Raw genomic sequence first — 13,206 nt, 5'->3', positions numbered from 1 at the left:
GGTCAGGCTCCGGGGCCGGGGCTGTCCCCGGGGGCGGCGGCCAGTTCCTGGAGCAGGGGGCGGAGATCGGCGATACCCTGGCGCAGGCCCGCCAGGACCCCGTCTCCGGGGGTAAGGAGCTGGACCATCTGCTGGCCCCATTCCCGCAGCAGTCCCAGGATGAAGACCTCCTGGGACTCGTTCAGATTCATGCCCACCAGCCCCTCTTCCAGCTGGCGCAGGCCGTCGGCGATCAGGCTGCGGCTGTCCGCCAGGGCCTGCAACTGGGATTGCTCGAAATGGGCCAGGGTGTGGCTCAGGGTCTGAACCGCCTGGCGGATGCCCAGGCTCTGGGCGTCCAGCCGACGCCGGTCGATCAGGCTGCAAAGCCGGTTTTCCGCCGTTTCCGCCAGAATCGCCAGATTGTCCCGGATGCGGCCGCAGCGTTCCCGGTCCGCCTGGGGCAGATTGTGGACCAGGAGGGTGACGTGGTCGTAATTCACCGCCAGGCGGGAGTGGAATTCCACCAGACGGCCCATGGTGCGCAGATTGTCCACGGCGGCGCTGGCCAGGGGAGAGGGGGGGCCGTCGCTGGACTGGAGCACCTGCCCCTGGTCATCCCGCAGGGCCACCGTGGCCCCCAGGCTGTACTGGTCCAGGGCCCGGATCAGGGCCAGGGCCAGGGCTTCCGGGTCGGGGCAGAGGGCGGCGTCGTGGGCGAACTGGAGCACTACCCCTAATTCCCCCATGGAAGACAGGGCGGCGAAGGCCGCCTGGCGGGCTTCCCCCACCTGCCGGTCGAGAGCCTTGCGTTCCGCGGCCAACCGGGTGGCCAGGCGCACCTTACGCAGCACGTCCTCCGGGGCGCAGGGCTTGACGATGAAGTCATCGCCCCCGGCCTCGTAGGCCGCCAGCTGGGAGGCCTTATCCTCATGGGCGGAGATAAAAATCAGGGGGGTGCCCCGATGGCTGGGATTGGCCCGCAGGCGGCGGCAGACCTCATAGCCGTCCTGACCCGGCATGGCGATATCCAGCAGGATCACGTCCGGGGCGGCACTTTCCAGGGCGGCGAGAAAGTCGTCACCCGAGGCATGGCCGGTGACGGAAAAATGGTCCTCCAGGGCGGATTGGAGGGCCAGACGCAAGACCGGATCGTCATCCACGATGGCCACATGGCAGGCGGGGTCCGTCACATTTCGCTCCTTGTCTCCAGTGGGGGGGGCGCGGGGGCGCCTAGATGACTCCCATTATGGGGGCAAGGGGAGTCGTGTTTTAGGAATTATTTGTCATGGATTTAGGATCAGGCAATAGATTTTTTAAACATCTATTACTTAGGTAAAACAGAGACTTGGGAGGGAAAGGGGGGAAGGGGCTAGAACAAATCCAGCTGGGGGGTGGGTGCCGGGGCCTGAAGGGGGGCAGGGGGCGCCTGAAAAAGCCCGGTATTGAGGGCAGGCAGGCCGGGGAAGGCCTGCCGCCGCTTGGCCAGAGCGAAACGCTGGCCGAGTAAATCCCCGTAATGGCCGAGCCCGGTCATGCGGCTGTCAAAACGGGGGGCATCCAGCTTGCCCCGGCGCAGGTCGTAGAGCAGGGCCAGGATGCGGGCGGATTTTTCCGGGGCGTGGTGGTGCAGCCAGGCACGGAACAGATCCCCCACCTCCCGGGGCAGGCGCAGCACCGTATAGACCGCATCCAGTGCGCCGGCCTGGCGGGCGGCGGCCAGGATGGATTCCATATCCCGGTCCGTCAGCCCAGGGATCACCGGGGCCACCATGACCCCCACGGGAATGCCCGCCTCGCTCAGGCGGGACACGGTTTCCAGGCGCCGGGCCGGAGCCGCCGCCCGGGGCTCCAGCTGGCGGGCCAGGGTCGGGTCCAGGCTGGTGATGGAAATCATCACCTGAACCAGGCCGTCCCGGGCCAAGGCGGTGAGCAGATCCAGATCCCGCTCCACCAGGGATGACTTGGTAATCAGGGTGACCGGGTGGCGGGTTTCCTCCAGCACTTCCAGCACCCGCCGGGTCAAGCCCAGACGCCGTTCCACGGGCTGGTAGGCGTCCGTGTTGGTGCCCAGGGCCAGGGGACGGCAGCGGTAGCCCGGCTTGGCCAGGGCCTCGGTAAGCAGGGTCGGGGCCTCCGGCTTGTGGCTGATCACGGTCTCGAAATCCAGACCGGGGGAGAGTCCCAGCCAGGCGTGGCTGGGCCGGGCATAGCAGTAGATGCAGCCGTGTTCACAGCCCCGGTAGGGGTTGAGGGACTGGTCAAAGGGCAGATCGGGGGAATCGTTGTGGCTGAGGATGCTGCGGCTATGGTCTTCCACCAGCCGGGTGAGGGGGGCGCTGGGGGGGACCTCTTCTTGGGGGGCAGCCCTTTCCCCCTTGTCCGTCCCGGCCTCCGGTGCTGCCGGAGACGTCCCCGGGTGACCGGGAGCGAGGCGGGAGGCGGTCCCCAGCCCGCTGCGGAAAGAGGACTTGGGGGCCCGGGGCGCTGCCGGGGGCGGGGTGGTTGGAGACTGCCAGCCGTCGTCTTCCCGCACCCGGGTCCAGGCCACATGGCGGCTGTCCGGATTGCCGATGGCGCCCCGTCCTTTGAATACCGCCGCGGGCAGAGCCGTATCCGGCGCCTCTTCGTCCCGGGAGGGCGGCGGTGGGGAACGGCGGAAGGCGGCGGAAGACATGGAAGGAAGACGGCAAAGCCGAAGGATAAAAAGGGAGAAAAGGGCCGGAACCCGGGGCAGACTAGGACGAAAGTATAGTCCTCCCGTAAGCCCATTAGGCCATTGATTGCATGGATTTTTGTCGATCCAGGCGGGGCGCGGCTTGGCGGTGGATGGCTATGATATTGGCAAGTAAATGGGGGCGACCGGGGCCGGGCGGGGCCCTTTGACCACCTACCGGTGGGATAGAAAGACAGCGATGCCCTCCCCCGGAAATCAGGCCGAAAACTCTGGGGGGGCAGGCGGCCAGGGGGCTGAAAATGGGGGAGAAAAGGGTGGCAAAAGGATGAAAAAGACAGGGCAAGGCCCGGCCGGGGGAGGGGGAAAGGGGGGGTACATATCCGGGACGGGCCGCTTTGGGTAGAATCTAGGCCTTTCTAGGGCGGAATTTCAGGCAGGCCGGGGATTTCCGGCTTCTTTTCCCTGGCCGCCCCCGTTGCCGCCGCTTCGGCGGGGAGTGCCTGCTATGAATCCCCTCACCAAACCTGCCACTGAAGACCTGCGCATCCGGGAGATCCGGGAGCTGGTGCCCCCCACCCATATTTTTCGGGAATACCCGGTTACCCTGAAGGCCGCCACCACCACCAGTCAGGCGCGCCAGGCCCTGCACCGGGTGCTCCACGGGGCGGACGACCGGCTGGTGGCCATCATCGGCCCCTGCTCCATCCACGACTACGAAGCGGCCATGGAATACGCCCGGCTCCTGACCAAGGAGGGGGAACGGCTCAAGGACGATCTGCTGGTGGTGATGCGGGTCTATTTTGAAAAGCCCCGGACCACCGTGGGCTGGAAGGGTTTGATCAACGACCCCCGGCTGGACGGCTCCTTCCACATTAACGAAGGGCTGCGCCTGGCCCGCAAGCTGCTCCTGGACATCAACGAGCTGGGCATGCCTTGCGCCACCGAGTTCCTCGACACCATCTCTCCCCAATACACTGCCGGGCTGGTGGCCTGGGGCGCCATCGGCGCCCGCACCACCGAATCCCAGGTGCACCGGGAACTGGCCTCCGGCCTTTCCTGCCCGGTGGGCTTTAAGAACGGCACGGACGGCAATGTGAAAATTGCCGTGGATGCCATTCGGGCGGCCAGCGCGCCCCACAATTTCCTCTCCGTGACCAAGGCGGGCCACTCCGCCATTGTTTCCACCACGGGCAATGAGGATTGCCACGTCATCCTGCGGGGTGGCAAGGAACCCAATTACGACGCCGCCAGCGTGGATCAGGCCTGCCGGGATATGGCCGGGGCCGGGCTGGCCCCCCGGGTGATGGTGGATTGCTCCCACGCCAACTGCTTCAAGCAGTACCAGCGCCAGGTGGAAGTGGCGGAGGCGGTGGCCGCCCAGGTGGCCGCCGGGGAAGAACGGCTCCTGGGGGTGATGGTGGAATCCAATCTCCAGGAAGGCCGCCAGGATTTGGTGCCGGGCAAGCCCCTGGCCTACGGCAAAAGTATTACGGACCCCTGCCTGGGTTGGGACGATTCGGTGCGGGTCTTGGACCTGCTGGCCGAAGCGGTGCGGGCCCGGCGGGTGGTGAAGGCCGCCGGCTGACATGGGCTGGTTCGCCAAACATTTCCGCCGGACCGCGCCGGAAGGGGCGGGGGAGGCGGCCGATGAAGCCGGTCAGGCGCCCTCGGCGGAGGCCCCGGTGCGGGGCCGGGGCATGTCCTCCCTGGAACGGGGGGCCGAGCCGGGCAACGGGCGTAGCGGGGCCAGAGAGGAGCCCCGGGACCGGGGTGAAGGGCGTCGGGAGGGGGAAGATACGCCCCCGCCGCCGCCTCCCGTGCTGGACACCTTTGGCCTGCCCCTGCCCCGGCTGGTGCTCCTGGTGGGGGGGCTGCTGTTGCTCTTCCGCTGCTGGCTGGCGGCGGTCATGCCCATTACGGGGGATGAAGCCTATTTCGCCATCTGGGCCAGCCATCCGGACTGGGGCTATTACGACCATCCCCCCATGGTGGGCTGGTGGCTGATTCCCCTGCTGAAAATTTCCTGGTCCCCCTGGTTGGCCCGGCTGCCGGCTCTGCTCCTGTCCCCCGCCATGGCCGCCATTGCGGGCACCATGGTGCGCCGTGCCCCGGTGGAATTTGCCAAGGAACGGTCCTGGCTGGTGGCCCTGCTGGTGCTGCTCCTGCCTACCTCTGTGTGGAATGTGTTCATTACCACGGACACCCCCCTCATTCTCTTTTCCCTCCTGGCGGCCCTGGCCTATCTGGATACCCTCCATGAGGGCATCAGCCGCCGTCGTCTCCTGGCCCGCTACGCCCTGGCCGGGTTCTGGCTAGGCATGGCTTTCCTCTCCAAATATTTCGCCGTGCTCCTGGGCCTGGGCATCTTGGCCCACACCCTCCTGGCGCGGCGGGGGGAGGGCAAATGGCCCTGGATTGGCCTGACCCTCCTGGTTCTCTGCGCCTTGCCCGGGCCCCTCCTCAATCTGTGGTGGAACTGGGGCCATTGCTGGGACAACATTCTTTTTAATTTTCTCAACCGCCACGACGGCAGCGGCAATGGCTGGTCCCTGGTAACCCCGGTGGTCTACGGGGCCACCCTGGCCTACCTGATTACCCCCTTCCTGCTGGTCTATGGCTGGCGTTACCGGGCCGATCTCCGGGCTACCCTGGCTGCTTCCCCCGTGGCCCGGGGCGCCGCCTGGCTGGCCCTGGTGCCCCTGGCCCTCTTCGGCCTGCTTTCCTTCGTCAAGGAAGTGGGGCTCCATTGGCTACTCTCCTTTGTGCCCCTGCTGGTGGTGGTGGCGGCCCTGGCCCTGCCGCCCCAGCGCTTGCGGCGCCTGTCCGGCTGGCTGGGGGGCTTTGCCCTGCTGCATCTGGCCTTGATTCTGGCCATTGCCCAGCTGCCCCTGTCCACCTGGCGCCACAGCCATCTCTACGACGGCATTGTGCTGACCTTCCGTACGGACGCCCTGGTGCAGCGCCTGGCCCCTTACGGGGACGATTACGTGCTGGCCAGCGACGGCTATTCGGATGGGGCGGTGCTGGGCTTTCACGCCCGGCGCTATTTCCCTATTTTTGGCGAAGGGGCGTCCCACGCCCGCCAGGACGATCTGATTACGGATTTTCGCGCCCTGGATGGGCGTAATATCCTGGTCCTGCAAAAAACCGAGCCGGAACGGGAGGCTTTCGAGCCCTATTTCCGCCGGGTGGAAACCCTGGCCTTCCAGCAGGACGGGGTGACCTTTTATCTGGTGCTGGGCCACGGTTTCGATTACGACACCTATCGGCAGCGGGTGCTGACCCGTATCCGGGAGCGGTTCTACCGGTTTCCTTCCTGGCTGCCCCCGGGCCGTTGCGAATTCTGTGAGCGTTATTTTTCCGAGGAAAGTGCCCGCCCATGAGCGGTTTATCCCCCTATTTGCGTTTGTTGCGCCCCCATCAGTGGGTGAAAAACGGTTTTGTCTTTGTCGGCCTGATTTTTAGCCGGGGCTGGGAACAGCCCGCCCTGGTGGCCCAGGTGGTGCTGGCGGCCTTGGCCTTTTCCCTGGCCGCCTCCTGCATCTACGTCTTCAATGATCTGGCGGACCGGGAACGGGACCGGCAGCATCCCGCCAAGCGTCATCGCCCCATCGCCTCCGGCGCGGTACAGGCGCCCCAGGCCGTGGTATTGGGCGCCCTCTGCCTGGTGGCCGGGCTGGCCCTGGCCTGGCAGGTCTCCTGGGGCGTGCTGGCCGTGGTGGCCATCTATCTCTTCATCAACGGGGCCTATTCCCTGGGGCTGAAGCATGTGGCGGTGCTGGACGTCTTCATTATCGCCGCCGGCTTCATGCTGCGCATTCTGGCCGGGACCCTGGGGGTGGGCATCGCTCCTTCCGCCTGGCTCCTGCTCTGCGGCCTGATGCTTACCCTCTTCCTGGGCTTCGCCAAACGCCGGGCCGAACTGGACGCCCTGGCGGGCAAGGCGGGCAGCCATCGCAAGGTGCTCAACGACTACGATCCGGCCATGCTGGACCAGTTCATCACCATCAGCGCCGGGGCCGCCATCGTCAGCTACAGCCTGTACACCGTGGCTCCGGAAACCGTGGCCCTGCATGGCAGCCGTTACCTGATCTATACCGTGCCCTTCGTGGTCTACGGCATTTTCCGCTACCTGTTCCTCCTCCATCGTCGGGGCGGGGGCGGGGATCCGGCGGCGGAACTGCTGCGGGACAAGCATCTCCTGGTGGCCTTCCTGGGCTGGCTGGTGGCGGTGGTGGGTCTGCTTGCCTGAAGTGGGGCCATGAGATCGGGGCAAGGGCGTTTCCCTCCCCCAAGAAAAAAGGGCGCTGCGGCGCCCTTTTTTTAGCGAGGCCCGATCCGAGGCCCGATCCGAGGCCCGATCCGAGGCCCGATCCGAGGCCCGATCCGAGGCCCGATCCGAGGCCCGATCTGAAGCCCGATCTGAAGCCCGATGGAGGCCGGGAGTGCGCACCTTCTCCGGGCCGTGGGGGAGGGCGCAAGGCCCTCAGGCCGGGCCAACCGGTGTGCCGGAGGGAAAGCGGACGGTCACCGTGAGCCCCCGGCCATTCTGCCCGTCGCTGAGGGTCAGGTGGGCGCCGTGCAGGGTGGCGATGCGGGCCACGATGGAGAGCCCCAGGCCGCTTCCCTCCGCCCGCTCCGGGGCCAGCCGGGTGAAGCGGCCCAGGGCCGCCTCTCGCTGATCTGCCGGAATGCCCGGGCCGCTGTCCGAGACCCGGAGCAGAGGGCCTGCCGGACTCCCCTCCAGGCAGACCCGGACCTGGCTCCCCTCTTCCTGGGTGTCGGCAGCGCTGTAGCGCACCCCGTTATCCACTAGATTGCGCAGCAGAATGGCCAGCAGATCCGGATTGCCCAGTACCGTCATCGTGCCAGCGGGGGGCGCTTCCAAGGCCAGATTCACCCCCCGTTCCAGGGCGGCGGGGGCCTGCTGGGCCAGCACTTCCCGGGCAATGGGCAGCAAATCCACCGGCTGGCCCGGGCATTCCCGCAGGGTGGGGTCCAGCCGGGCCAGGGTGAGCAGTTGATCTACCAGGCGTCCCAACCGGTCCGCTCCTTCCAGCACCTGATGCAGGGCCCGTTCCCGGGTGTCCTCCCGGGGCGCCCGTAGGGCCACCTGGGCCTGGGTTTTCAGGGAAGCCAGGGGGGTGCGCAGCTCGTGGGCGGCATTGGCGGTGAACTGGCGTTCGTTTTCCAGCACCCGGCCAATGCGGGCGAAGAGCCGGTCCAGGGCCGTGACCAGGGGGGCCACCTCGTCGGGCAGGGCGTCCCGGGCCACGGGTTCCGTGGCTTCCGGCCGGCGCTGCTCCAGGTGGGTGGCGATGCGCCCCAGGGGCGCCAGGGAGCGGCTTACCGCGATCCAGGCGGCCAGGGCCAGGAGGGGCAGTCCGGCCAAAAGGGGCAGGAGCAGGCGGATGGCCGCGTCCTGGGCTAGGGCAAAGCGGATGTCGTGGCTCTGGGCCACCTGCACCTGACGCCGGCCGTCCGGGCTGCGCTCGCTGTAAAAGCGCCAGCGGTCCCCCCGCCATTGGGTCTCGGAAAAGCCATCCTGGCGGGTCAGGGGACCGTTGTTCGCCCCCGCCGCGTGGAAGAGTAGGTGGGGGGGCTGGCCGGGCCGGGTTTCCCAAACCTGGAAAAGAATGGCGTCGTTGGCCGGGGGCAGGTGGGAGGCGGGCACCGGGGGCAGCACGGCGGCGCCGACGAAGGGGGCCGCCAGGAGCATGTGGGCGGTCTGCTCCAGGTGGGCGTCGAAAATATCGTCCGCCACCGCGTGGGCCCGCAGGAAAGCCGCCCCCAGGGTGGCCAGCCAGAGCAGGGCCAGGGTGGAGATGAGCACCCCCAGCAGGCGGCGGCGCAGGGAATAACGGTATTCATTGCCCGGGGGCTGGGAGGGAGCGTTGGCTGGCAGGGGGGCGGTGGGCAACGCCGGGGCCCGGATTTCCCCTGGGGTGGAAGGCGGAAGGGTCATGGGGCGGGGCTTTCCCCGGTGGGGGCCGGGCGGTCCACCAGATAGCCTACCCCCCGCACCGTGCGGATCAGGTCATTGCCGAATTTGCGGCGCAGATGGTGGATGTATACCTCCACCGCATTGCTTTCCACCGCCCCGTCGCCCCCGTAGGCGGCTTCTTCCAGCTGGGCCCGGGTCAGTACCCGACCGGCGTTTTCCAGCAGGGTTTCCAGGAGGGTGAATTCCCGGGGGGAGAGTTCCACTTCCTCACCGGCCAGGTAGGCCCGCCGGGCCGCCGGGTCCAGTTCGATGGGGCCGTGGGCCAGGCGCGGGCTGGTGCGCCCGTGACTGCGCCGGATCAGGCTGCGCAGCCGGGCCGCCAGCTCGTCCAGATCGAAGGGTTTGACCACGTAATCGTCGGCCCCTCCGTCCAGGGCTCGGAGCTTGTCCGGCACCGTGTCCCGGGCGGTAAGGACCAGGATGGGGACATTCTGGCCCCGCTGGCGGCAGCGGCTGAGCAGGTCCAGGCCCGAGAGCCGGGGCAGGTTCCAGTCCAGCACCAGGGCATCGAACGCCTCGGTCTCCAGACGGGTCCAGGCCGTTTCCCCGTCCCGCACCCAGTCCACGGCAAAACCAGTGAGGCCCAGGCCCACCTGGATGCCGTCCCCCAGGAGGGGATCGTCTTCGATCAAGAGAATGCGCATGGTGTATTTTTATGCTGATGTTTGCCCGGAAGAGGCGTTAGAATGGGCGACTTTCCACCGGCATGGCGTCGGGCGCGGGCTCGATACCGGTTTCGGTGTTGTGCTTTCTCGCCCCCATTATCCATGAGCCACTGGCCCGCTTCCTCCTCCTTGCCGGGTTTGTCTCCTGCGCCGGAAACCGCAGCTAGCGGCGGCGTCGGTGCCGCGGTGCCGGCAGCGGAGGATTTGCTGGGGGGGCTGCGGGTGTTGCTGGTGGAAGACGAGCCCGTGACCCGCTACGCCATCGCTGCCATTGTAGCGCCCCGGGTGGCCCAGCTGTGGCAGGCCGGTGACGGGGATGAGGCCTGGGAATTATTCCGCCAGCACCGGCCCGACGTGGTGCTTACTGACCTGCAAATGCCGGGCCGGGATGGCCTCTCCCTGACCCGGGAGGTGAAGGCCCTGGACCCCCATGTACCGGTGATTATCGCCACCTCCTTCGGCGACAGCGAACGGCTGTTACAGGCCATTGAAGCGGGGGTGGATCGCTATGTGCTGAAGCCCATCCAGGCTCGGGCCGTGCTGGAGGTGTTGCAGGCTGTGGCGGTGCAGGCCCGGGTGCGTCTGGAGCACCGGCTGGCGGCTTCCGTTTTCCGCAATGCCAGCGAGGCCATTCTTATCACCGACGGGGAAAACCGCATTGTGGATGCCAACCCGGCCTTCACCCGCATTACGGGCTACAGCCGGGACGAGGTGCTGGGGGCCAATCCCCGCCTGCTCCGCTCCGGCAACCAGTCCCCAGAGTTCTACCGGGAAATGTGGGCCGCCCTGAATGCGGACGGCCACTGGCGGGGGGAAATCTGGAACCGGCGCAAGAACGGGGAGCTTTACCCGGAATGGCTTTCCATCGACCGGGTCAGTGGGGACGACGGCAAGGTAATCAACTACATTGCCATGTGGTCGGACATTTCCGAGCGCAAGGAAGCGGAGGCCCGGATCAATTACCTGGCCCATTACGATGTGCTCACCGACCTGCCCAACCGGGTGCTGTTTGCCGACCGCTTCCAGCAGGCCCTGGTACACGCTCGGCGCACAGACCAGAACGTGGCTCTGCTGTTCCTGGATCTGGACCGCTTCAAGCGGGTCAACGACTCCCTCGGCCACCGGGCCGGGGACCAGCTATTGCAGACCATCGCCGCCCGGCTCAAGGAATGTGTGCGGGAAGACGATACAGTGAGCCGTCGGGGCGGGGATGAATTCGTCATTCTCCTGTCCGGCTTGAGTCGGCCCCAGCAGGCCGGGGCCGTGGCCTCCAAGATTCTCTCCGCCCTGGCCCGGCCTGTGCTCTGCGAGGGCCAGGAAATCGCCGTCAGCGCCAGTATCGGCATCGCCTGCTATCCCCAGGACGGCCAGGACGGGGAAAGCCTGGTGGTGAACGCGGACCTGGCCATGTACCGGGCCAAGCAATTGGGTCGGGACAATTACCAGTATTTTTCCGCCGACCTGGAAACGGGTACGGAAAACCGCCTGCAACTGGAAGTGGATATGCGCCACGGCCTGGAGCGGGGCGAGTTCGAGCTTTTCTACCTGCCCCAGCTGGACAACGTGACCGGCCATGTGCATGGTATCGAATCCCTGATTCGCTGGCACCATCCCCGCCTGGGCCTGCTGTTGCCCGGGGATTTCCTGCCCCTGGCGGAGGATACGGGGCTCATCCAGCCCCTTACCCATTGGATTCTGGGCACCGCCGTGCGTCAGCTGGTCACCTGGCGCAATGAGGGACTCACCCTGCTGCGCCTGGCGGTTAATTTGAGCCAGAATCAGCTACGCCTGCCCCATTTTGTGGACGACTTCGCCCAGCTGTTGCAGCGGGAAGGGCTAGAAGGGCGCTGGTTCGTCTTTGAGTTTCCCGAAGCCGTGCTGATGCAGAACAGCGACAGCAATCTGGAACTCCTGGCCGCCTTGAAGGCCCTGGGGGTGGGCATTACCCTGGACGACTTTGGCAGCGGTTATTCCAACCTCAATCTGTTGCAGAAGCTGCCGGTGGATACGGTGAAAATCGACCGCTCCCTGGTGGCCCGCCTGGGCCGGGATCAGGCGGAAGGGCGCATTGTGGATGCCCTCATTTCCCTGGCCGGTGCCCTGCAACTCAAGGTGGTGGCGGAGGGGGTGGAAACGGCGGACCAGGCGGGCTTTTTCAAAGGTCGGGCTTGCGCCGAAATTCAGGGCCACTTCTATACCCGGCCGATCAACGCCACGGCCATGGAGGCCTTCCTCCACCGGCCCGGGAAGGCCGCTTGAGGGGCGCTTTCCCCTCTTTTCTGTTCTCCTCCGGCCCCCTTGGGGGCCCCGGGATTTTTATCGCGCAAAGTGGCGGCCAAACCCCGCCTCCGCTCTGGGAAATGAAGCGGGGCGGGGCTTTCCCGGACGGGGTAAGGTTCGGGAAAGGCGTCGGGGACTATAATAAAAAGCTGATGCTCATGAGCATCGGTCCAACGAAAAAAGTTTTAACACCCATAAAACCTAGGAGGAAACCTTGGACGTGCAGGCTCTCTATCAACAAAAGCGGGTCAATGCCCTTGACGCTCTGAAACTGGTCAAGGACGGCGACACCATTATCGTTCCCACCGGGGCTGGCGAACCGCCCCAGCTGCTCACCGCCCTTTCCGAAGAGCGGCGCCGCTTCCACGACGTGCGGGTCAGCCAGATTCTGACCCTGCGCAAGTTCGGCTACATGGACCCGGAAACGGCGGAACACGTGCGTCACGTGGCCTTTTTCCTCGGCTCCCCGACCCGTCCCGGGGCCCAGGGAGGCTGGGTGGACTTCGTGCCCAACCATTTTTCCGAAATCCCTTCCCTCATCGAGCGGGACTACTACCCGTCCGACGTGGTGTTTTCCATGGCGTCCCCCATGGATAAACACGGCTACTTCTCCCTCTCCCTGGCGCCGGACTACACCATGGCCGCCGTCAAGAAGGCCCGGGCCGTGGTGCTGGAAGTGAATCCCAACGTGCCTTTCGCCTACGGCAACTGCCACGTGCACATTTCCGAAGTGGCCGCCCTGGTGGAAAGCCAGGACCCGGTGATCGCCGTGGGTCTGCCGGAAATCGGCCCCCTCCAGGAAGCCATCGCCAAATACGTGGCGGACCTGATCGAAGACGGCTCCACCCTGCAAATCGGCTACGGCGGCATTCCGGACGCGGTGGTGGTCCAGCTCAAGAACAAGCATGACCTGGGCATCCACACGGAAATGATCGGGGACGGCATCATGGCCCTGGTGGAAAACGGCAACGTGACCAACCGGAAAAAGACCTTCATGCCGGGCAAGATGCTGGCCACCTTCGCCCTGGGGTCCAACAAGCTTTACGAATTCATGGACCACAATCCGGAAGTGGCCATGCATCCGGTGGATACCACCAACGATCCTTTCGTGGCTGCCCAGAACGACAAGCTGGTGTCCATCAACGCCACCATGCAGATCGACTTCCTCGGCCAGTGCGGTTCGGAAAGCCTGGGGGCCAAGCCCCATTCGGGCACCGGCGGTCAGCTGGACTTTGTTCGGGCGGCCAATCGTTCCAAGGGGGGTAAGTCCTTCATCGTGCTGCCTTCCACCGCCAAGGACGACACCATCTCCCGCATTGTTCCCACCCTGACGGCGGGGACCCACGTGAGCACCACCAAGAACGACATCAATTACGTGGTGACCGAGTACGGCGTGGCCCAACTGCGGGGCAAGCCGGTGCACCAGCGGGTACGGGACCTGATTGCCATCGCCCACCCCAAGTTCCGGGATGAGCTGACGGAACAGGCCAAGGCCATGAAACTCTGGTAAGCCCTTGAGGCCACCGTAAAAGGCTGGAACTCCGGTTCCAGCCCGATAAAAAAGCCGCCCTCGGGCGGCTTTTTTGCGTTTGGGGCAAGTA

At 66.0% G+C, this 13,206-nt stretch carries 9 protein-coding genes; 5 read left to right on the top strand and 4 right to left on the bottom strand.

The genetic code is table 11. From position 1 onward, the window contains the following. Window positions 1-2: 2 nt before the first annotated feature. Window positions 3-1,172 (bottom strand): response regulator, encoded by a 1,170-nt coding sequence (locus Azoinq_RS02930; RefSeq protein ID WP_216126467.1) that lies wholly within the window; start codon window positions 1,170-1,172, stop codon window positions 3-5. 179 nt (window positions 1,173-1,351) lie between these two features. Beyond that, entirely contained in the window at window positions 1,352-2,656 is a 1,305-nt protein-coding gene (locus Azoinq_RS02925) for a PA0069 family radical SAM protein (protein ID WP_216126471.1), read from the bottom strand. A gap of 505 nt (window positions 2,657-3,161) precedes the next feature. Between Azoinq_RS02925 and aroG the strand changes: the two genes are divergently transcribed. The 3 genes from aroG to Azoinq_RS02910 are packed head-to-tail and all read left to right on the top strand — an operon-like array spanning window position 3,162 to window position 6,908. Then, the gene (gene aroG, locus Azoinq_RS02920; RefSeq protein ID WP_216126479.1) at window positions 3,162-4,241 is read left to right on the top strand and encodes a 3-deoxy-7-phosphoheptulonate synthase AroG; all 1,080 of its coding nucleotides are present in this window, start codon (window positions 3,162-3,164) and stop codon (window positions 4,239-4,241) included. Window position 4,242: 1 nt separating this feature from the next. Further along, window positions 4,243-6,039: an ArnT family glycosyltransferase gene (locus tag Azoinq_RS02915; RefSeq protein ID WP_216126482.1), complete on the top strand. Its 1,797-nt coding sequence runs from the start codon at window positions 4,243-4,245 to the stop codon at window positions 6,037-6,039. After that, a complete protein-coding gene (locus tag Azoinq_RS02910) occupies window positions 6,036-6,908 on the top strand; it encodes a decaprenyl-phosphate phosphoribosyltransferase (protein WP_216126485.1) in 873 nt (290 codons plus the stop codon). Before Azoinq_RS02915 ends, Azoinq_RS02910 begins: the two co-directional genes overlap by 4 nt. Before the next feature lie 234 nt (window positions 6,909-7,142). On the opposite strand, the gene Azoinq_RS15050 is transcribed toward Azoinq_RS02910, so the two are convergent. Then, on the bottom strand, window positions 7,143-8,621 hold the full coding sequence (locus tag Azoinq_RS15050) for an ATP-binding protein (RefSeq protein ID WP_216126499.1): 1,479 nt from the start codon (window positions 8,619-8,621) through the stop codon (window positions 7,143-7,145). Further along, window positions 8,618-9,304 (bottom strand): response regulator transcription factor, encoded by a 687-nt coding sequence (locus Azoinq_RS02900; protein ID WP_216126514.1) that lies wholly within the window; start codon window positions 9,302-9,304, stop codon window positions 8,618-8,620. The genes Azoinq_RS15050 and Azoinq_RS02900 overlap by 4 nt, the downstream gene beginning before the upstream one ends. A 123-nt stretch (window positions 9,305-9,427) precedes the next feature. On the opposite strand from Azoinq_RS02900, the gene Azoinq_RS02895 reads away from it, so the two are divergent. Both Azoinq_RS02895 and Azoinq_RS02890 read left to right on the top strand, forming a co-directional pair. Further along, window positions 9,428-11,584: a putative bifunctional diguanylate cyclase/phosphodiesterase gene (locus Azoinq_RS02895; protein WP_216126516.1), complete on the top strand. Its 2,157-nt coding sequence runs from the start codon at window positions 9,428-9,430 to the stop codon at window positions 11,582-11,584. Between the two features lie 235 nt (window positions 11,585-11,819). Further along, a complete protein-coding gene (locus tag Azoinq_RS02890; protein WP_216126519.1) occupies window positions 11,820-13,115 on the top strand; it encodes an acetyl-CoA hydrolase/transferase family protein in 1,296 nt (431 codons plus the stop codon). Window positions 13,116-13,206: the final 91 nt, after the last annotated feature.

Source organism: Azospira inquinata (assembly GCF_018905915.1).
GTDB lineage: Bacteria > Pseudomonadota > Gammaproteobacteria > Burkholderiales > Rhodocyclaceae > Azospira > Azospira inquinata.
The sequence above is the reverse complement of the archived record's forward strand: the minus strand, read 5'-3'. Positions and strand labels throughout refer to the sequence as shown.

What these genes read in the sequence shown, in the direction of transcription:
- Azoinq_RS02915 (WP_216126482.1), top strand. Translation starts at nt 4,243, where the DNA reads ATGGGCTGGTTCGCCAAACATTTCCGCCGGACCGCGCCGGAAGGGGCG.
- Azoinq_RS15050 (WP_216126499.1), bottom strand. Translation starts at nt 8,621, where the DNA reads ATGACCCTTCCGCCTTCCACCCCAGGGGAAATCCGGGCCCCGGCGTTG.
- Azoinq_RS02910 (WP_216126485.1), top strand. Translation starts at nt 6,036, where the DNA reads ATGAGCGGTTTATCCCCCTATTTGCGTTTGTTGCGCCCCCATCAGTGG.
- aroG (WP_216126479.1), top strand. Translation starts at nt 3,162, where the DNA reads ATGAATCCCCTCACCAAACCTGCCACTGAAGACCTGCGCATCCGGGAG.
- Azoinq_RS02895 (WP_216126516.1), top strand. Translation starts at nt 9,428, where the DNA reads ATGAGCCACTGGCCCGCTTCCTCCTCCTTGCCGGGTTTGTCTCCTGCG.
- Azoinq_RS02925 (WP_216126471.1), bottom strand. Translation starts at nt 2,656, where the DNA reads ATGTCTTCCGCCGCCTTCCGCCGTTCCCCACCGCCGCCCTCCCGGGAC.
- Azoinq_RS02900 (WP_216126514.1), bottom strand. Translation starts at nt 9,304, where the DNA reads ATGCGCATTCTCTTGATCGAAGACGATCCCCTCCTGGGGGACGGCATC.